This is a genomic window from Komarekiella delphini-convector SJRDD-AB1 (assembly GCF_014831675.1).
Taxonomy (GTDB): domain Bacteria; phylum Cyanobacteriota; class Cyanobacteriia; order Cyanobacteriales; family Nostocaceae; genus Komarekiella.
Map to the genome: position 1 here is coordinate 32,346 of NZ_VJXY01000041.1, position 17,564 is coordinate 49,909.

The following is a 17,564-nucleotide window of genomic DNA, read 5'->3' on the forward strand; positions in this document are numbered from 1 at the left end:
ATGGTAAATCAGGCGCAGATATTAGAATGGTTGCAGGCGTTTGCAACCGAGATCGAGCAGAATAAAGAATATTTGACAGAATTAGATGCTGCGATCGGGGATGCTGATCACGGGATTAATATGGATCGCGGCTTTAAAAAGGTGAGCAGTCAATTACCGAGTCTTGCAGATCAGGACATCAGCAGCATTTTGAAAACAGTCAGCATGACCTTGATTTCCTCTATTGGTGGTGCTAGTGGCCCTCTCTACGGCACTTGGTTTCTCCGAGCAAGTACAGCAGTAGCGGGTAAACAAGAATTGACAGAGCAGGATGTACTAGAACTACTCCAAGCTGGGTTAGACGGTGTGCTAGGTCGTGGCAAAGCCCAACTGGGAGACAAAACAATGGTGGATGTGCTATCTCCTGCTGTGGAGGCTTTTGAGCAAGCTATAAGAGAGGGTAAGAAGACACAAGAAGCTTTGAATACGGCTGTAGTAGCCGCTGAACAAGGGTTGCATAACACCATACCAATGCTAGCAAAGAAGGGACGAGCCAGCTATCTTGGCGAACGAAGTATTGGACATCAAGATCCAGGAGGAACTTCTGCTTATTTGATGTTGAAGAGTTTTTTGGAAGTACTGGAAGGTTCTGAGGGGTTGTAAGTAGCTAAACGTAAATAAATTAAAGTTTGTAGTGAGTTAGCGCGGTCTTCTCTACGAGACGCTACGCGAAGGGGGTTTCCACGCCACTCCCCACAACGGAGGGAACCTCCGCAAGGGGGTGGCTCCCCATGAGCGACTAACGAACCCAAAGGGTGAGGACTTTAGTCCTGATAATCTTTATTTTGAGCGATGAATCTCACTTACGAACTAAGATTTTATTTATCTTTAATTATGCCTACCTACTTAAAAGGCCATAAGTTTATCTCGTTCCTAACCCCCGGCTGGGAATGCTTTTTGGGGGCTGCTGCCTCAAATTACAGTGAAGGCGGAGCCTTCCTTAATTCATTCCCATGCTCAGCATGGGAACGAGAATAATAGCAGGACATGATATTACCTATTACCAATAGATGTTTAAATGATGTGATTAACCAATAATATTACAATTCATTTTTAGGACTTTCTGGAGTTATAAATTTGTCAGTATTGAAGAATTCCCGTTGAGAATTATCTTGGTTATCTACTTTCGGGAGTTCTGGTTGAGAATTATCTTGATTATCTACTTTAGGTAGTGCCTGTTTTACAAGATTTTCGGCTGCTTGTCTAAACATTGGTTCTAATTTATTTCGCCAATATTGAGTATTAGGTAACTTTTCTGGATGGTTTTTATAATCTAAAACTTTATCCCATTGACCATCTTCAAGTGCTCTGTTGATGTCATTAAATAATGCATCTGCCTTAGCCCAGTCTTCTTGCCACTGGGTAATCATTTTGCCTGTTTCTTTGATATTAGAAACCGTATTTGCCGGAATAGACCGCAGAAGTGCGATCGCACCTTGCAAGTCTCCAGATTCATACTTCTGTCTTGCTTGTTCTATAATCTTGGTACTGTTAGCATTAGGCTGTGATTGATCTAATGTCTCATCGGAAGTTGACCTATCAGATTTTTCTGGCAATGGCGTTACTACATCACGAGATTTTGATCTAGGCTTGGGAATTGGTCGAGTAGCAATCAGAGTATTATCATCTACTGTCTTAATTGCAATACCTTTGTCGCGTAAACAAGAAACCCATTGGTCATTATTATTTATTACATCCGAGTGTGCCCAGGCTAAACGACCAGAATTAAGTTTAACTTCTACCCATCCCCGTTTTGTCCGCTTGCCAGTAACCTCAAAATTGGCGTCTTTAGCAACAGTTCGCACAATATTGTCAGAATTAATTGAACTAGGTTCAGAACGGATATTGGAGTTTTCCACAACAACAGCTAAGCAATTTTCTGCCAAAGCAGTATCATTACCCGTAAAATTAGCAGCTAAGTTTTTCACATTTGGATATACATTTGCTACCAAAGCAGCAGCACCACCCGCTAATAATACGCCAATTAATAGCGGCCATGGGTCTGGTGAATCTTTGCGAACAGGTTTAGCGGGTACAGAATTTGCGGGTGCAACTGCGATTGTTTGCTGACGAGATACTTGAGATAAAGATTTGGTTTCTTGGTAACTAGAATTTTTGACGGATGCTTGAGGTATGGAAAGTGCAGGTACGGGATTAATCACGTCTTGACATGCTTGCAGTGCTTCCGTTGCACTTTGATAGCGGTCTTTGAAGTGATAACGCACCATCTTTGTTAACACTGCTGCCAAACGGTAGTTTACAGGTACTAAATGCTGCCAGAGGATTTCACCTGTTTCAGAATCTTCTTGCAATTCTGTTGCCGATAATCCTGTTAATGCTTGAATAGCAATGATACCAAGAGAATAGATATCACTGTTGGGGCGTGGTTTGCCTTGCCCTTGTTCCGTAGGCATATAGCCAGGAGTGCCAATAACTACTGTGGCAGTAGGTTGTCCACCAGGTGCGATTACTGATGTACGCAGTTGCTTGACTGCACCAAAGTCTACCAAAACTAATTTCTGATCAGAGGCGCGACGGATGATATTATCTGGTTTGATGTCGCGGTGAATCACGCCTTGGTGGTGGACAAAATCCAGAATGCTCAGAACTTCCTGCAACAGTTGAATGACTTGGCTTTCACTCCAGCGCTTACCGGGTATAAGTTCCTCGGTTAGGGTATGTCCTTCAATATATTCTTGGACTAAATAGAATTCCTGATTTTCGTCAAAGTAAGCTAGTAGCCTGGGTATCTGATCGTGGTTTCCCAGATGTTCTAAGGATTCGGCTTCACTGTTGAACAGACGCTTAGCAGTTTCAAAAACTCTGGGGTCGGAATTTGCAGGTTTAAGATGCTTAACAACACAGATAGGATTACCTGGCCGCCTGGTATCTTGGGCAATGTAGGTTTGACCAAATCCTCCCGTCGCCAGGACTCGAATTACTTGGTAACGATGGTCTAGTAGCTTGCCTATCATATTCCTCTCCCCAGAGTTATTACCTAATTTTCCAGCTGGTAATAAATATCTCCAAATTTTCTTCAATGAAATCCGCTATCTTGAGAAAAGATTTAGATTAAAAACGCAGCTTTTTAATAAACGCAGACTAGATTATTTTTCTTTTAGTGCCCCTGTTTATTACCAATGCCACCCAGAATCACAAACCCAGTTGCATGGCAGCAGGCTGAAATCCTCATGCAACCCGCTTTCATTCGCGTTGTCGATAATCTTCGCAAGCTGCTTGATGCATCTAACTGGACGGGAACCTACCACGACGTACTAATTTGGCCGCCTAACACCACTGATGAGCTAAAAGCATTGGTGACTCGTCTGTTGCAAGAGATGGAAACTGCAACACCAGAAGAAGCAGAAAACATCAAAGAGACTCTTACTCGTCTGCCAATGCCCCATCCAGGATATCATTTACGTTTGCAGCGTCAAGGGCAAGAGATCAGTATCGATTTGTGGGAACTGTGTTATCAAGTGTGTTTTCTTGAGTATGACCCGGATAATGAAGCGGTTAATATCGATACTAGTTTAATGGATGAGTTTGGGGAAGTGGATTGGCAGCGTTTGGATGCTAAGGCTAAAGAGTTAGTTGAGCAGGCATTTGCAAGTTTACCAGAGAGTTAAAGCCCTCAGAATTGAATTCTGGGGCTATACGAAAAAAGCCCACCTGCGTGGGTTAATGAAGTAAAGCAAGGCTTTTTCAGCTTATTTGGGTTAAGGAGGCGAATATTTATCTAACTGTTTGTAATGGCTTCCAACTCTCCAAAGATGCTCGAATAGCAGTTAATTCACGCAGGTATTCATTCAACTTGTCTTTATGAATATTAAGGATTTCACGAATTTTATCAGCCTCGAATTCTCTCATTTCACGTTCTTTCAGCAATCGGTCAAAATCATCTTGAAATGTTTTAATATAGTCGTTGATTTGCTGTTCTGCGCTTCTAAAATCTTCTTCAACTTGTTTTTCAATGACTCGCTGTAACAGTTGTTCATTTTTTGACACTTGCTCATCTATCTTTTGCTTAATTAGTTTTATTGTTTGGCGTAAGTCAATTTCGTAAAATTCCTGTTTATCTTGGTAGGAAACATCTACATAATAGACTTTATCCGATTTACAGCAACCACTGTCTCTTTTAGCTTCTTTTCGTGTGCGAGTAAATACTTCTTGCTGATACTGAATTTTTGCGTCAATCCCTGAAAACTCGAAGCTAGGAAACTGAATATCGTTTACATTTATATGAACATGCAAAGATTGTCCAATATATTCAGAAAGTTCATTTGATATTTGTTGAATATCTTCTTGTATTTTATTAACTAGAGCTTCTCTTATTTTTGTACCATCCCTAACTAGCTTATCTTGAGTATCTAGCCACCAACTTTGAATATGAGGAGCGCAAAAATCATTGATGGTACTGCCAATTTTTTGAGCTTCTGCTTTAGTTTTTGCTCTAATGATGTATGAGTCTGATATGTCTGACAGATTATCATACTCAGAATCAGAAATATTTAATGAGTCTGGAACAGATTGCATCATACTGTCTAGCAAAGAGTTGGATGTTTTTAGCACTGTTTTAAGTCCTTTTCCTAAAACTTTGCCTATACCAGGAATAAACTCTAGCAATGTTCCGCCTATTTCTCCAGCAATACCAAACCAGTCAACATCTTGATGTACGTGGTTTTGCAAATTATTAGACTGTTTAATATTATGCTTTGTGGATTTGCCCACCCTAGATTGAGCAATCTGATCAATTTCATGTTGGATTTTATCTTTTGCCTCGTAAGCAAATATACTAACTCCTTGAATAAAACCTTTTATTAGTATCTGTTTTTGCTTTTCTACAGACTTTTTTACAGTTTCAACCTTAGTTTTAGCAGATTCCGAATGTCTCTGGTAATCTTCTACTTGTATTTTGAGGGATTCAATTGTTATATCCCAACCACTGAATTGAGTGTTCAAAGAATTTTCAATCGTCTTTGCTGCTTTATCAAGTTTTGCCAAAGCATCACTCAAAAGATTCCAACCAGCATTTTGAGTGATGGTTTCAATGACTGTTTCTTGAATAGTAGGTAAGCCACTATCCTTTAAAGCTTTTGGTGCAATTTCTGATGGCAAAGGTATTACCTTTCTACCTCTAGAATCTCTTTCAGCGTATTTTGCACTAAAAAAATCTTCAAAATCACTTATCTGGCTTTCTGTTGCCTTTTCTCGTTGAATTAATTTCGCCAAAAGTCCTTGTCTAGAACTTACGGGGTAGATTATTGGATTTGGAAAACCAAAGCTAGTTAACTCTAACTTCAAGTCCTTTATAACATCAGCTATCTCTTTATCCTTTTCTGTTTTCTGATCGACTTTATTAAGGATGAAGTAAATCTTACCCGTATTTTCAGTTAAAATTTCCTTACGATTTTCTACAACGTCTTTAAACAAATCTGAAATAGCATTATCTTTGTAAGAAGCGTAATTTAAAACAAACAAAATTGCATTGCAGTTTCGCAGCGCTTCCAGCGTAGTTTGTTTTAGTTTTACATCGAAATTAGCAGACTCCCACTCATTGGGCCCAGGAGTATCAACTAAGGTAAAGCCAGCAAGTGATGAAAGTGTGCCAATAGCTTCAATAGGATGCTCTATCTTAAAGCTAATAGTGTTGTCAGAATTGCCTTTCTCTCGAATCTCGCGGGTACGTTCCAGAAATTTTTGCTGAATTTTTCCAGCGTCACCCTCAGCAATAAGAAAAGGTTGTCTTTGTCCATCTCGGTATTCCAGAAGTCTTGGAATTTGCCCAGATGAAATATGTCGAACCTCTGTACGGCAGATTGTACATGCTGCTGTTTCACTTGCTAGAACATCAGCACCAATCACGGCATTCAGAAAGGTACTCTTGCCAGCTTTCATTGCTGCAATGACAGCCACCTGATACTTTTGCTCTTTCAATGCGTGTAGGGCTTTGTTGATCTCAACCTCGACACTCTGCAAACCTTTAGTTTCATCTCCTTCACTGAGGCGACTTTGGCGAATTTCTTGAAGGTACTGTAAGAGATTTGTGCCAGCGCTGTAGATACTGTCATGTGCTGCCTGAAACTGTTCAGAAGACATAATTACGTAAGTGTTGAGGTAAAGATTAGCTAAAGCACGTGTAGCTTAAATCACTAATCAAAAGATTGACGTCGGTGATTGCACTGCTACGTTAAAAGCGATCGCACCTTATCCTTCTAGCCACAAACACATTGAAGTTGAAAAAACAGCAAAATGGAAGAATAGATAAATTGAGGAATAAAAAATGCCTAACCAGACAAACTACACCGAAGCTTGCAACAATTTTGACAAAATTTATGAAGAGGCAATTCAAAGCCGTGAACCTGTAGTTATTAATAGTGAAGGTGCTGAAAGTGTAGCCGTAATTCCTACTGCGGAACTTAACAGCATCATAGAGACAGCGTATTTGTTTCAATCACCTGAAAATGCAGCACGTCTTTTAGCAGCTATAGAACGTGCGAAGGCGCGTACATTTGAGCCTCGAACAATAAATGATCTGTGTCAGGAGTTTGGTTTTGTTGAAGAAGAGTAAAAAATCCAACTCGGACAATGTAGAAATTCAAGCTAAAACAGGTCTTTAGTTAATTACAGTAAAGAGCGATCACACTTACAAACTGTCAAACTCTCTTATATTTGAGGAATAATAGTAGCTACTGGTGATTCAAAATGCAGTGACAAAGCTTCCTCAAGATTAGCCAATGCCTCAGTTTCAGTCTCGCCTTGGCTAGCAATATCAATCTCTAAACACTGTGCCACAAACCAATTACCTTCCTGCCATACACTCGCACTAAAAGTTCGTTTCATAACTTTTTTAACTTTTGCCATTATCTTCTGATTTTATTACATATATGGAAGTCGAAAATGCGGAAAATCTGGCGGATGTAAGCAGTATTAAAAAACTCAAAACAGAAAAGATGTTTACAAATACTTTCCGTAATTTCGTCCCTTCCGCCCCTATGCCATTGAAGCCGTAAACTCTTATTTGCTAAGATTTCCAGTGCGACAACATTGAAACAGGGCAACTTCTCATCACCATGCCAACATCTACAATTGACGGTAAAGACGCAGCAGCTATCGAAGCCGCAAGAGTTGGGGTTGCTGTATGCGATCGCTCTCACTGGGGACGCATCAAAGTAGCTGGCGATGATCGCCTCAACTTTTTGCACAACCAAAGTACTAACAATTTCCAAATACTCAAGCCAGGACAAGGTTGTGATACTGTCTTTGTCACTTCCACAGCTAGGACAATTGATCTAGTAACCGCCTACGTTAGAGAAGATGCGGTAATCTTGCTAGTTTCACCTAACCGCCGCCAGTTTTTGATGGAATGGCTGGATAAATATATTTTCTTTGCTGATAAAGTGGAATTATCAGATATTACACAATACACCAACACTTTTAGCCTCATCGGCCCAGGAAGCGACGCTGTTATGGAAAAGTTGGGTATTAGTGAACTAATTGGGCAACCGTACGCTAGTCACCAAGTATACACAATTCCTCCTGCCGAGGGTGTGCGAATCGCTGTAGGTAGTGGGTTAGCGGCTCCTGGATACACCTTTACTTTCCCCTATACTGATAAAGCCACGGTGTGGAACAAACTGTTAGAGGCGGGGGCGGTAGAGATGAGCGATCGCGCTTGGGATGCATTGCGAATCTTAGAAGGACGCCCATCCCCCGATTTGGAATTGACTGATGATTACAACCCTTTGGAAGTTGGTTTATGGCAGACTATTTCTTTTAACAAGGGTTGCTATATCGGACAAGAAACTATTGCTAGGTTAAACACATACAAAGGTGTAAAACAACACCTTTGGGGTATCCGTCTTAGTGCCCCTGCTGAAATTGGAAGTGCGATCGCAGTTGGAGATGAAAAAGTTGGCAAACTTACCAGTTACACAGAAACTCCTGATGGTCACTTTGGACTGGGTTACATCCGCACCAAAGCCGGTGGTGTTGGTTTAAAAGTTCAAGTAGGAGAAACTGAGGGAGAAATAGTAACAATCCCCTTTGTTTCTCACGAGTACCCATAATTTGTATCGTTGCAGTAAACAGTGAACAGTAAACAGTAAAAAGTAAACAGTTGGGGGATTTAAACCCGCCAGATAGCGCCTTTTACTAATCGGCTTTGGGTTATTAGTTTTCAGTTGCAAATGAGCGCCGATATAGTAGTTATCCTTAAACCCAATACGGTTCAGTTAAGGCTAAAACTCTTTGTCAAATTCAATTTTTTAACGTAGACGCGGAGCGGCTTCCCGCAGGGTAACGCGTTCGCGTAGCGGACGCAAAGAGGAGGAAGAAATTCTTAACTGAACTGCATTGCCCTTAAACCCAATTATCTTGATTGATAGCTGTTTACCGTTTACTGTTAACAGTTTACTGAAACTATTGACTCAATCCCTTCCAGTGCCTTGACAAAATTCATCTACCCAGGAAGCTAAACTATGGGCATTAGTGTTGAGTGATAAATTGAGTTTTTTCTTAACGTCTTGTAGTTGTATATTCACATGTTTGCCATTGGTATTTGGCAGTGATACTACTGAAGGGAGCCGCTCAATGGGTCGCATACCATTACTAGAAACCTCAGTAGTCAATGCTAAAGAGGGCATGGTTTTGACCTTGCTGGGAACCTCAGTGGTAATTGTTAGCGATGTGGCTGAAGGGAGTCGCTCAAGCTGCGATGTCTGACGACAAGCTGCAAAGCTACGCGCTTGTTTTTCACGTAGTAAAGCGGCTGGTGACTTGGTAGGAGGCTCAGGTGCAATTTTAGTAGCAGTTGCGAGCGATGGCACAGGTTTGTGTGTGCGAGCCACTTCCGTAGTAACTGTAAACAATGGTATTAACTTGTGTGTACGTAGCATATCTGAGGCCAGCTTTTGGGAGTCTAATGTCTTGGCAATAGGCTGGGGAGCTACCTTAGTAGCAGTTGTCATAGGCATGGCTTTACTCTCCTCTAAACCCATCTCCTCTGAAAATGCGTGCTCAACAAGATTTGCAGCCACAGGATGCTCTAATTTGATTAAACTTAACTCTTCATCGGGATTGAAGTTGAGGCCTAAAGCTGCAACTATTTTATCAGGATTATTACTTAGCTCAGCGATAAAAGTAAGTATTTCATCAAACTGTGGTTCCAAAACAGACAGCGTTGCCAAAATAAAACCAGATAAAGGACGCCGCACACCATCGTAAGTGCCCCAAATTCGCATTTTGACAAGCCAGGGACAATTTTGCTCGTAGTAAGTTAGCCACTTCTGTTTCAAGGATTGACGCAGCAGCTGGATGTTCATTGGATGCCTCGCTTCAGTCAACAAGAGTGCAGACCTGTATGATTTTAATTAGGTTTATCCTTGTGGATGAAATCGATAATAAAGCATCTGTTTGACTCTTTTACCACTTCGTAAATGTTGTTCTACCAATAAAGGTACTTCATTAGGTTGAACGCCGCTATACCAAACCATATCGGGTAATGTCAGTACCATCGGGCCGTTACCGCATTGTCCCAAACAACTGCTAGCAGTTACCATCACTTCCGGGACTGGTAAAGCCGCAAAAGCTTCTAATACCTTGGCTGCGCCTTGCTTTTTACAAGTGCGATTTTGACACACCCGCACGCATTTAGGAGAAGAGGGTTGGTCTGTTGTGGGGAAGTTTGATGGTTGAGTTATGTTTGTCATTTGTCACTTGTACTGAGCAGCTTGCCTTGAGCGGAGCCGAAAGGAGCCGAAGTATTTGTCATTTGTCAAAAGTCCGAGAGTAAGGACTAATAACTAGTAACTAATCTACTGACAGTCCTTTTGAGGTAAGCCATTCGCGGTTAAATATCCGTGACTGATACCGGGAACCACTATCACATAAGATGGTGACTATGGTATGTCCTGGGCCCAATTGCTTAGCTAGGGCAACAGCTGCACCGACATTAATACCCGTGGAACCACCCATTAACAGCCCATCTTTTCGTAGTAGCTGGTACACTACCCGCAATGCTTCTGTGTCATCTATCTGGATAGCATCATCAGCAGGTGCGCCTTCCATATTGGCTGTAACACGACTATTACCAATGCCTTCGGTAATGGAACTTCCTTCGATCTTGATTTCACCGATTTTGATATAGCTATAAAGTCCGCTACCCAGCGGATCGGCAACAATGCATTTAATCGCCGGATTTTGTTCTTTCAAATACAACGCTACACCAGCAAAAGTACCACCAGTACCAGTTGCAGCTACCCACCCATCAATTTTACCATCTGTCTGTGCCCAAATTTCCGTCCCTGTGGTTTCGTAGTGGGCGCGGCGGTTGGCTAAATTATCAAACTGATTTGCCCAAATGGCATTTTCCAACTCAGCAGCTATTCTGCCAGATAGTCTGACGTAGTTGTTGGGGTCTTTATAAGGTACAGCAGGAACGGGACGAACTTCTGCCCCTAATGCTGTCAGTGCATCTATTTTTTCTTGTGATTGGGTATCAGGAATAATAATTAAGCATTTGTAGCCTTTGGCGTTGCAAATATGTGCTAGTCCAATGCCAGTATTACCAGCAGTTCCTTCTACGACAGTGCCACCAGGTTTGAGTAGACCTTTCTCTTCTGCGTCTTTGATAATGTAAAGTGCGGCTCGGTCTTTGACGGAACCACCAGGATTCAGAAATTCTGCTTTACCAAGGATTTCGCAACCTGTTTCTTCACTGAAGCTGTTTAAGCGAATCAGGGGCGTGTTGCCAATAGTGCCTACAAAGCCATTTTTGATATCCATTTTGACTTAACCTTACGTGAGTATCTATAAAAATTTTGGCTTATAGTGGTGGCAAGATAACGATCGCCTATTTCCATTCTCTAGGCAAGTGCGATCGCTACCATACCTTACTCAAATTTAGAATAAACCCTAGTAACACGCGATCGCCCCTGGCGTTAGCAAGATTTGCTGGATTATTTCTCTAACACATCAGGTTGATTTTTTAGCTTTGTCAGCAATCCAATACCGCTTATAAAAAGGCGTCGGGAAAACCCATGCCTTCTAAGGATGGGGTGAAAGACGCCCTGACGCCTTTAACAGTCAACAGTCAACAGTCAACGTAAAAATGAGAAATCGCTCACTACGAACAAAAGTTTTATCTTGGATTTAATTACGTTTACCTACTTATTACCTATCACTTGTTACCGTTTTTCAGCCTGGGTTGACACCGTTAATACTTGCGGTGGTGTAGCATCGGGCGGATAGAGAAAGTCTACTTCTACTAAAGAGCGATCGCCTGGTTTCATATTTAATAAAACTAACGGTTCTCCTGGTTGACCTCTCTTTTGCACTAGATGTACAAACTTGGTTTGTGACTGACCTTGGTCATTCTTGTAACGTACCCGCACTGTTCCCCGGAAGAAGACTTGACGGGCTGGTGTACTAAAAAAGCGTAAACCTGGTTTTACCAACTGATCCTCTTTTAGCGGCGTTTGCATGGATACACTCACAGTTTGAGGACTTTGATTATTGTTATATAGCGGCAACTTGAGACTATATTGAATTCCATAGTTGCCGTGAGCGCGATATGCGGTGTCAGGATAGCGTACCAGCATGGTTGCACTCTGAATTTGACCAGTTCCCAGAGTACCGCCATGCAGAGTACTTAGAGCGTAAGAAAACACTTGGCCAGGCTGCGGAATAGTTAGATACCTAGCTTTAGGACTATCCACTAAAAAGGTTCTCCATTGGGAGCCCCCAGCTACTCCAGCAACACGTCCATAAATTCTAGGCTTGCCAGTATCTTCCAGAGGTGTAGGGGTTTTATCACGTGGGCCAGCTAAGTCGCTATTGTCTAGTAAATTTTGCCACTCTGCTAAAGTAGGCGATCGCTCACTACCATCAGGATTCGTACGTGCAAACATAGCTAGGCTAGCTGCATAGACAGTACTATTACTCCACAGTCGCATTAACGTAGACCGACCATTTAAAGGCGGTGTCAATCCTTGCACAGGAATTGGCAGATTTAATAACATCTGACTTTGCCCTGCTGGAATCTCAATTTGAGCAGGGAAGATTTCTTGTCGCCTTCCTCTTAACACATCAGACATGACGCGATCGCCCGGCCCTGCAAAAACTGTACCCAAAAGATTTTGACTCAAAGATGGTAACTGAATAAATGGCGCATCGGGTTGACTCAAATAACTCGCAGCTTGCCAAATATTTACTTTTGCTGGTTGTGAACCAGGATTGTGCAAAATTATCCCCAGATATAGCGATTGCAAATTCTCTGGTGGATCAGCCTTAGCAACGTGGTGGGCAAAAATATCAAATCGCCCCCGAAAGGGAAAATTCAGATGTGCCGTTGGCACTTTTTTACCATCTGGTGGAAAGGTAGAGAGTAAAATCCCTTCTTTCAAAACTAATTCGGGACTATTGCTGTTAAACGTTGGTACTGTATCTAGCTTGCCTGGTAAAGGACGCACTTCTTGCGGTTGTACCACTTCTTCAGGCGGTGGCGTAGGAGGAGTTAATTGGGCGATCGGAAAAAATAGTAACAATGACCACATATCTTTAGATGTTTTGTCCTCCAAAAAGACGCTGACAACTTTATACAAGTGCCAGATTGTTAATAATTAATACGAAATTTCCCAGAATACCGAGCAAATTTTCTTGATTTATAACCTGAACGTGGACAAAAATACAACACGTTGTGAGTTGATTTTGACACAGGTAGTTCAGAACTAAATAATCAAGGCTATTACAAACAAATTTCCCGCAGTCTTGGCTAATCTCAATTGCCGCTGCTCCCACCACTAATTTTTATAAATCAACTCCTGTATTTAAAATGCGTTCTCCACAGCTAGCACCGACTTCCACACTTAATTGTCTACGGCTTACGACCATGCCACAACAGATGATGCAATCAAGTTGCATTTCATTGATTTTTTCAATTACCTGAGAACTGGCAAGCTGAACATCTACGGATAACTGGCGCAGAAAAGTTAAATCATGGGGGAGCAAGTCAACTTTGGTAACTTCTAGTAATAAATCATCAGCAGAATTTGACTGTTGATCCCTTAGCCAAGTGGCAAAAGAAATTAATAGTATTCTTTTCTTCATAACAAATATTATTTAGAATAGAAAAACCCTCCATAATAAATTTACAAGGAGCAGGTAAATGCCAGTAATTGCGGTCGTAGATTATGAGATGGGAAATTTGCACTCAGTCTGCAAAGGGTTGGAAAAAGCTGGGGCAACTCCTAATATTACTTATTCTCCTAAGGAATTAGAACAGGCAGATGCAGTTATTTTGCCCGGAGTAGGTTCATTTGATCCCGCAGTGCAACACTTACGGGCCCGGGGTTTGGAACAACCCATTAAAGATGCGATCGCATCCGGCAAACCTTTTTTAGGAATTTGTCTGGGACTGCAAATTCTCTTTGAATCAAGTTCAGAAGGTACTCAACCAGGACTGGGAATTGTTCAGGGAAAAGTGCGACGGTTTCTTCCCGAACCTGACATTGCCATACCTCACATGGGCTGGAATCAGCTGCAAGTGACTCAGCCAAAAAGTATTTTGTGGGAGCATTTGCCATCAGATCCTTGGGTATATTTTGTCCATTCCTATTATGTTGACCCAATTGACCCGCAAATCCGTGCAGCAACCGTTACCCACGGTACTCAAACTGTAACAGCTGCGATCGCCCGCGAAAACCTCATGGCAGTTCAATTTCACCCAGAAAAATCCTCTAATATTGGATTGCAAATCTTGTCTAATTTTGTTGCTCAAGTCCGCGAAAAAATTGCTGCATAATCCCATTTTTAATTTTGTTTTTTGTTTTCTCTTACAAAGTTATGCTTGCCGGAAGCAAGCTACAGAGTTTGTGCTTTGTCATTTGTCTTTTGTCCTTTGTTAATATCCAATGACTAATGACCAATGACCAATGACTAATGACTAATAATCATGAGCCTGAGAATTTACGGCAATCGTCAGCTAAAAACTTTACCGGGGAAAGAAACTAGACCCACCAGTGGGCGGGTAAGGGAGGCAGTGTTTAATATTTGGCAGGGAGGAATCGCAGGTTGTCGCTGGCTGGATGTATGCGCTGGTACTGGTTCAATGGGCGCAGAGGCTTTGTGTAGAGGAGCCAGCTTAGTAGTGGGAATTGAACAATCGAGCCGAGCCTGTGTAATTATTCAAGAAAACTGGCAGGCAGTGGCTAATGGTGAACAAAAATGGAAGGTATTGCGGGGAAATGCAATCCAACAGTTAAAGACCTTATCAGGAAAGCAGTTTGACAGAATCTACTTTGATCCGCCTTATGCTAGTGGTTTGTACCAGCCAGTCATAGAAGCGATCGCTCACTATCAACTTTTAGATCCTAGCGGCGAAATTGCAGTTGAACATAACCCCCAAGGTTGGACACCGCCACTGATTCCTACTTGGGAAATTTGCCGCGAGAAAGTTTATGGCAACACAGCTCTTACTTTCTACAAAATTGTCAAATCAGGGGAATCTGACGATGAGGGAGATTAGGGGAGCAGGGAGAGCAGGGGGAGCAAGGGAAGACAAGGGAGAAATAAATACTCTCGTCTCCTGTCTCCCGTCTCCTGTCTCCTGTCTCCTGTCTCCCGTCTCCTAACTCAGCACTTCAAAACTCATTCACCCCCCTCCCAACTGGTTATCGCGCTTATATTGCTTATAAGCAGCGTAAAACAGTCCAGCGAGTGTGACGACAATTAAACCAAGGACAATTCCTGAGAGCAGGGGTTCAACCACTGTAAATCTCCTCTTTGCAATTATTAAATATTCGTTTCCTGTTTTTGATTTTACCAAATCCGGCACAAATCCGCGCCCTACAGCGTTTTTAGACCCTGACTACTGACCACAAAATCATATTTTGTGCTTGCAGACACAATCAAGAACTTTTAAGCTATGTGTAGGAAATGATAACTTTTTAGTACACCTAGACTTTCACAGCAAACCTTTTGGATAACCAGATTACCAAACCTGAAATTCTGATTCAGCGGATCGCTTTGTTGGCTCTGGCGATACTGCTAGCAGTCCCTTTGGGCTTTTTTGGTGTTCAGTTGGTTCGAGCCTCTGATCCCTATGTCAAAAGCGTTCTATCTTTGACAGGAAACTCAGTTCAAGGACACGCTATCTTTCAAATCAACTGTGCTGGTTGTCATGGACTGGAAGCAGACGGGCGAGTAGGGCCCAGTTTGCAAGCTGTCTCAAAACACAAGTCTCGGTATGGATTGATTCACCAAGTGATTAGTGGCGAAACACCGCCAATGCCAAAATTCAAGCCTAGTGTCCAAGAAATGGCGGATCTTTTAAGTTATTTAGAGTCGTTGTAGTGGTTTGTCTCATTAATTTGGTCATACGTGTTTGTAGTAAGGACTAAAGTCCTTGATTTTTTTAAGCACTAAAGTGCTTACTACGAACCTCTCAAAACCTTTGCAACAGGCCAGTAAGTTGAATCTGCTCGAAACTAATCGTAGTTGAAGACAATAAATCTCTAACGCGACGCGTAGCTTGCTTCGCCGTAGAAGTACGGCTTAAAAGAAGCGGCACGTCGCCCCCTTGGGTGATCTAAGATTGTTGGGTATCTAATAATTAGCGATCGCCACAAGACAGATGATTGAAGTTGAACATCTGAGTAAAATATACGGTTCTACCCCAGCCATTACTGATGTCACTTTTAGCGTTGAGCCAGGGGAGATTTTAGGGTTTTTAGGGCCAAATGGTGCTGGTAAAACCACAACCATGCGAATTCTGGCTGGTTATTTACCTGCAACAAATGGTAAAGCTAAGATTGCTGGTTATGATGTCAACGAAAATTCCCTAGCTGTACGCCAACGGATTGGCTATTTACCGGAAACGCCGCCGTTATATCCAGAGATGACGGTAGAGGGATTTTTGCATTTTGTCGCACGAATTAAAGGAGTATCAGCAGGCGATCGCTCTAATAAAGTGACAGCAGCAATAGAACGTTGCAATTTAGAAGAAAAGCGTCGAGTAATTATTCGCAAACTTTCTAAAGGATATCGCCAAAGAGTCGGCATTGCTCAAGCGATCGTTCATGATCCCCCAGCAATTATTCTAGATGAACCCACCGTCGGACTAGACCCCCGACAAATTATTGAGGTGCGAAATTTAATTAAGAGTCTTGCAGGTACTCACACAATTATTCTTTCCACGCACATCCTGCCAGAAGTGAGCATGACTTGTAGCCGCGTAGCCATCATCAATCGGGGAAAAATTGTTGCAACTAACACACCAGAAAACTTAATGATGCAGTTGACAGGTGGCTCTGGATATGAATTAGAGATAGAAGGAGAAGCCGCCTTAGCGAAACAAGTTCTGCAAAATATCGCGGGTGTAGCTTTAGTAGAATCGTTTCCGACAGCAGGAATGCATAATCATACCCCTCTGCAAGGTAAACGCGCTTACCTGCGGGTGATATCGCAACCAAGAAAAGAACCAGGACGAGATATTGCTACAACATTAGTGCGTGCCGGATTTGGTTTACATGAAATGCGGCGTGTCAACGCTACTCTGGAAGATGTGTTCTTGCAACTGACCACAGAAGAAAAGAATTTAGACACAGAAGTAGAATCAACCGCAACCAATGAAGGAGAAGCAGCATAAATGGGTGTAGTACTGGGTAATATCATTGCCATTTATCGCCGAGAGTTACAGAGTTATTTTGTATCACCTTTGGCTTATGCGATCGCTGGCGTGTTTTGGTTCATTGCGGGGTTGTTCTTCGTAATGATTTTGTTGGGCCCAGATGGTATCTTGCCAACAGTTGCGGCAATCGATTTACAAGGGCAACAAATAGGAGTACCAGTACCGCCAATAGATGTTCCTTACGAATTTGTCCGGGCATTTTTGGATCGGATGGGATGGCTATTGTTGTTTGTGCTGCCAATTCTCTCAATGGGACTTTATGCCGAAGAACGCAAGCGAGGCACTTTAGAACTGTTAGCCACGTCACCAGTCACCAACTGGGCGGTAGCTATAGGTAAATTATTAGGAGTGCTAACATTTTTTACAGCAATGATCGCGCCTATGCTAATTTTTGAAGCGATCGCAATCAGTGGAGCAAATCCACCAATGTCACCTTCAATACCCTTACTAGGTCATTTTGGATTAATCTTGCTAGCAGCAGCGATTTTATCTTTAGGAATGTTTATTTCCTCTTTAACAGAAAGCACAATTCTGTCTGCTGTTCTTACCTTTGCAGTCATCTTATTGCTATTATTCATTGATTTAATCGCCAAACTTATCCCTGGCCCTATAGGCGGAGCATTAGGTCATCTGTCGTTGCTAAAACATTACAACACCCTAATCCAAGGAATTTTTGATACCAGTAGCTTGATTTTATTTGCTAGTTATATTTTTTTAGGTATCTTTCTCACAGCTCAATCAATTGATGCACTACGTTTTCAGCGTCAGTAGTCATTAGTCATTAGTCATTAGTAAAGACAAATGACCAAGGACAAATGACAAAGCGCAAAGTCTGGGC

Annotated in this window: 18 protein-coding genes and 1 pseudogene; 10 read left to right on the forward strand and 9 right to left on the reverse strand. The window is 42.1% G+C overall.

Annotation, left to right across the window (positions count from 1 at the left end):
* A complete protein-coding gene (gene dhaL / locus FNW02_RS27395; protein ID WP_191760636.1) occupies positions 1–642 on the forward strand; it encodes a dihydroxyacetone kinase subunit DhaL in 642 nt (213 codons plus the stop codon).
* 437 nt (positions 643–1,079) lie between these two features.
* On the opposite strand, the gene FNW02_RS27400 is transcribed toward dhaL, so the two are convergent.
* Positions 1,080–3,014, reverse strand: a complete 1,935-nt coding sequence (locus FNW02_RS27400) for a serine/threonine protein kinase (RefSeq protein ID WP_191760637.1) — start codon at positions 3,012–3,014, stop codon at positions 1,080–1,082.
* Between the two features lie 165 nt (positions 3,015–3,179).
* Between FNW02_RS27400 and FNW02_RS27405 the strand changes: the two genes are divergently transcribed.
* Positions 3,180–3,668: a hypothetical protein gene (locus FNW02_RS27405; protein ID WP_191760638.1), complete on the forward strand. Its 489-nt coding sequence runs from the start codon at positions 3,180–3,182 to the stop codon at positions 3,666–3,668.
* A 106-nt stretch (positions 3,669–3,774) separates the two neighbouring features.
* On the opposite strand, the gene FNW02_RS27410 is transcribed toward FNW02_RS27405, so the two are convergent.
* Positions 3,775–6,138, reverse strand: coding sequence for a dynamin family protein (locus FNW02_RS27410; protein WP_191760639.1), 2,364 nt, complete (start codon positions 6,136–6,138; stop codon positions 3,775–3,777).
* 184 nt (positions 6,139–6,322) lie between these two features.
* Between FNW02_RS27410 and FNW02_RS27415 the strand changes: the two genes are divergently transcribed.
* Positions 6,323–6,610: a type II toxin-antitoxin system Phd/YefM family antitoxin gene (locus FNW02_RS27415; protein WP_191760640.1), complete on the forward strand. Its 288-nt coding sequence runs from the start codon at positions 6,323–6,325 to the stop codon at positions 6,608–6,610.
* 95 nt (positions 6,611–6,705) lie between these two features.
* Here the strand turns inward: FNW02_RS27415 and FNW02_RS27420 are convergent, their stop codons facing one another.
* Entirely contained in the window at positions 6,706–6,903 is a 198-nt protein-coding gene (locus FNW02_RS27420) for a type II toxin-antitoxin system HicB family antitoxin (RefSeq protein ID WP_225225928.1), read from the reverse strand.
* Between the two features lie 209 nt (positions 6,904–7,112).
* On the opposite strand from FNW02_RS27420, the gene ygfZ reads away from it, so the two are divergent.
* The gene (ygfZ, locus tag FNW02_RS27425; protein ID WP_191760642.1) at positions 7,113–8,108 is read left to right on the forward strand and encodes a CAF17-like 4Fe-4S cluster assembly/insertion protein YgfZ; all 996 of its coding nucleotides are present in this window, start codon (positions 7,113–7,115) and stop codon (positions 8,106–8,108) included.
* Positions 8,109–8,468: 360 nt separating this feature from the next.
* On the opposite strand, the gene FNW02_RS27430 is transcribed toward ygfZ, so the two are convergent.
* From FNW02_RS27430 to FNW02_RS27440, 3 genes are all read right to left on the reverse strand, one after another.
* Complete coding sequence (locus tag FNW02_RS27430) at positions 8,469–9,362, reverse strand: DUF5331 domain-containing protein (RefSeq protein WP_191760643.1); 894 nt, start codon at positions 9,360–9,362, stop codon at positions 8,469–8,471.
* A 54-nt stretch (positions 9,363–9,416) separates the two neighbouring features.
* Entirely contained in the window at positions 9,417–9,749 is a 333-nt protein-coding gene (locus FNW02_RS27435) for a (2Fe-2S) ferredoxin domain-containing protein (protein ID WP_191760644.1), read from the reverse strand.
* Positions 9,750–9,849: 100 nt separating this feature from the next.
* Positions 9,850–10,824 (reverse strand): cysteine synthase A, encoded by a 975-nt coding sequence (locus FNW02_RS27440; protein ID WP_191760645.1) that lies wholly within the window; start codon positions 10,822–10,824, stop codon positions 9,850–9,852.
* A 35-nt stretch (positions 10,825–10,859) separates the two neighbouring features.
* On the opposite strand from FNW02_RS27440, the gene FNW02_RS27445 reads away from it, so the two are divergent.
* Positions 10,860–11,009 (forward strand): hypothetical protein, encoded by a 150-nt coding sequence (locus FNW02_RS27445; protein ID WP_191760646.1) that lies wholly within the window; start codon positions 10,860–10,862, stop codon positions 11,007–11,009.
* Positions 11,010–11,225: 216 nt separating this feature from the next.
* On the opposite strand, the gene FNW02_RS27450 is transcribed toward FNW02_RS27445, so the two are convergent.
* Positions 11,226–12,593, reverse strand: coding sequence for a DUF3370 domain-containing protein (locus tag FNW02_RS27450; protein ID WP_191760647.1), 1,368 nt, complete (start codon positions 12,591–12,593; stop codon positions 11,226–11,228).
* A 40-nt stretch (positions 12,594–12,633) separates the two neighbouring features.
* Positions 12,634–13,146: pseudogene (locus FNW02_RS27455) on the reverse strand (peptidase C15).
* Positions 13,147–13,204: 58 nt separating this feature from the next.
* Between FNW02_RS27455 and hisH the strand changes: the two are divergent.
* Positions 13,205–13,840, forward strand: a complete 636-nt coding sequence (hisH, locus tag FNW02_RS27460; protein WP_191760648.1) for an imidazole glycerol phosphate synthase subunit HisH — start codon at positions 13,205–13,207, stop codon at positions 13,838–13,840.
* Between the two features lie 150 nt (positions 13,841–13,990).
* A complete protein-coding gene (gene rsmD / locus FNW02_RS27465; RefSeq protein WP_191760649.1) occupies positions 13,991–14,563 on the forward strand; it encodes a 16S rRNA (guanine(966)-N(2))-methyltransferase RsmD in 573 nt (190 codons plus the stop codon).
* A gap of 126 nt (positions 14,564–14,689) precedes the next feature.
* On the opposite strand, the gene petG is transcribed toward rsmD, so the two are convergent.
* On the reverse strand, positions 14,690–14,806 hold the full coding sequence (gene petG / locus FNW02_RS27470; RefSeq protein WP_162398169.1) for a cytochrome b6-f complex subunit V: 117 nt from the start codon (positions 14,804–14,806) through the stop codon (positions 14,690–14,692).
* A 209-nt stretch (positions 14,807–15,015) separates the two neighbouring features.
* On the opposite strand from petG, the gene FNW02_RS27475 reads away from it, so the two are divergent.
* The 3 genes from FNW02_RS27475 (at position 15,016) to FNW02_RS27485 (ending at position 17,497) form a co-directional block, all read left to right on the forward strand.
* On the forward strand, positions 15,016–15,390 hold the full coding sequence (locus tag FNW02_RS27475; protein ID WP_191760650.1) for a c-type cytochrome: 375 nt from the start codon (positions 15,016–15,018) through the stop codon (positions 15,388–15,390).
* A 280-nt stretch (positions 15,391–15,670) separates the two neighbouring features.
* The gene (locus tag FNW02_RS27480; RefSeq protein ID WP_191760651.1) at positions 15,671–16,684 is read left to right on the forward strand and encodes an ABC transporter ATP-binding protein; all 1,014 of its coding nucleotides are present in this window, start codon (positions 15,671–15,673) and stop codon (positions 16,682–16,684) included.
* Complete coding sequence (locus FNW02_RS27485) at positions 16,685–17,497, forward strand: ABC transporter permease (RefSeq protein WP_191760652.1); 813 nt, start codon at positions 16,685–16,687, stop codon at positions 17,495–17,497.
* The last annotated feature ends 67 nt before the right edge of the window (positions 17,498–17,564 follow it).

Coding starts and splice junctions, on each gene's coding strand:
- FNW02_RS27450 (WP_191760647.1), bottom strand. CDS start 12,593: ATGTGGTCATTGTTACTATTTTTTCCGATCGCCCAATTAACTCCTCCT.
- ygfZ (WP_191760642.1), top strand. CDS start 7,113: ATGCCAACATCTACAATTGACGGTAAAGACGCAGCAGCTATCGAAGCC.
- FNW02_RS27400 (WP_191760637.1), bottom strand. CDS start 3,014: ATGATAGGCAAGCTACTAGACCATCGTTACCAAGTAATTCGAGTCCTG.
- FNW02_RS27435 (WP_191760644.1), bottom strand. CDS start 9,749: ATGACAAACATAACTCAACCATCAAACTTCCCCACAACAGACCAACCC.
- FNW02_RS27485 (WP_191760652.1), top strand. CDS start 16,685: ATGGGTGTAGTACTGGGTAATATCATTGCCATTTATCGCCGAGAGTTA.
- FNW02_RS27405 (WP_191760638.1), top strand. CDS start 3,180: ATGCCACCCAGAATCACAAACCCAGTTGCATGGCAGCAGGCTGAAATC.
- FNW02_RS27410 (WP_191760639.1), bottom strand. CDS start 6,138: ATGTCTTCTGAACAGTTTCAGGCAGCACATGACAGTATCTACAGCGCT.
- dhaL (WP_191760636.1), top strand. CDS start 1: ATGGTAAATCAGGCGCAGATATTAGAATGGTTGCAGGCGTTTGCAACC.
- FNW02_RS27420 (WP_225225928.1), bottom strand. CDS start 6,903: ATGGCAAAAGTTAAAAAAGTTATGAAACGAACTTTTAGTGCGAGTGTA.
- FNW02_RS27440 (WP_191760645.1), bottom strand. CDS start 10,824: ATGGATATCAAAAATGGCTTTGTAGGCACTATTGGCAACACGCCCCTG.
- hisH (WP_191760648.1), top strand. CDS start 13,205: ATGCCAGTAATTGCGGTCGTAGATTATGAGATGGGAAATTTGCACTCA.
- FNW02_RS27430 (WP_191760643.1), bottom strand. CDS start 9,362: ATGAACATCCAGCTGCTGCGTCAATCCTTGAAACAGAAGTGGCTAACT.
- rsmD (WP_191760649.1), top strand. CDS start 13,991: ATGAGCCTGAGAATTTACGGCAATCGTCAGCTAAAAACTTTACCGGGG.
- FNW02_RS27480 (WP_191760651.1), top strand. CDS start 15,671: ATGATTGAAGTTGAACATCTGAGTAAAATATACGGTTCTACCCCAGCC.
- FNW02_RS27415 (WP_191760640.1), top strand. CDS start 6,323: ATGCCTAACCAGACAAACTACACCGAAGCTTGCAACAATTTTGACAAA.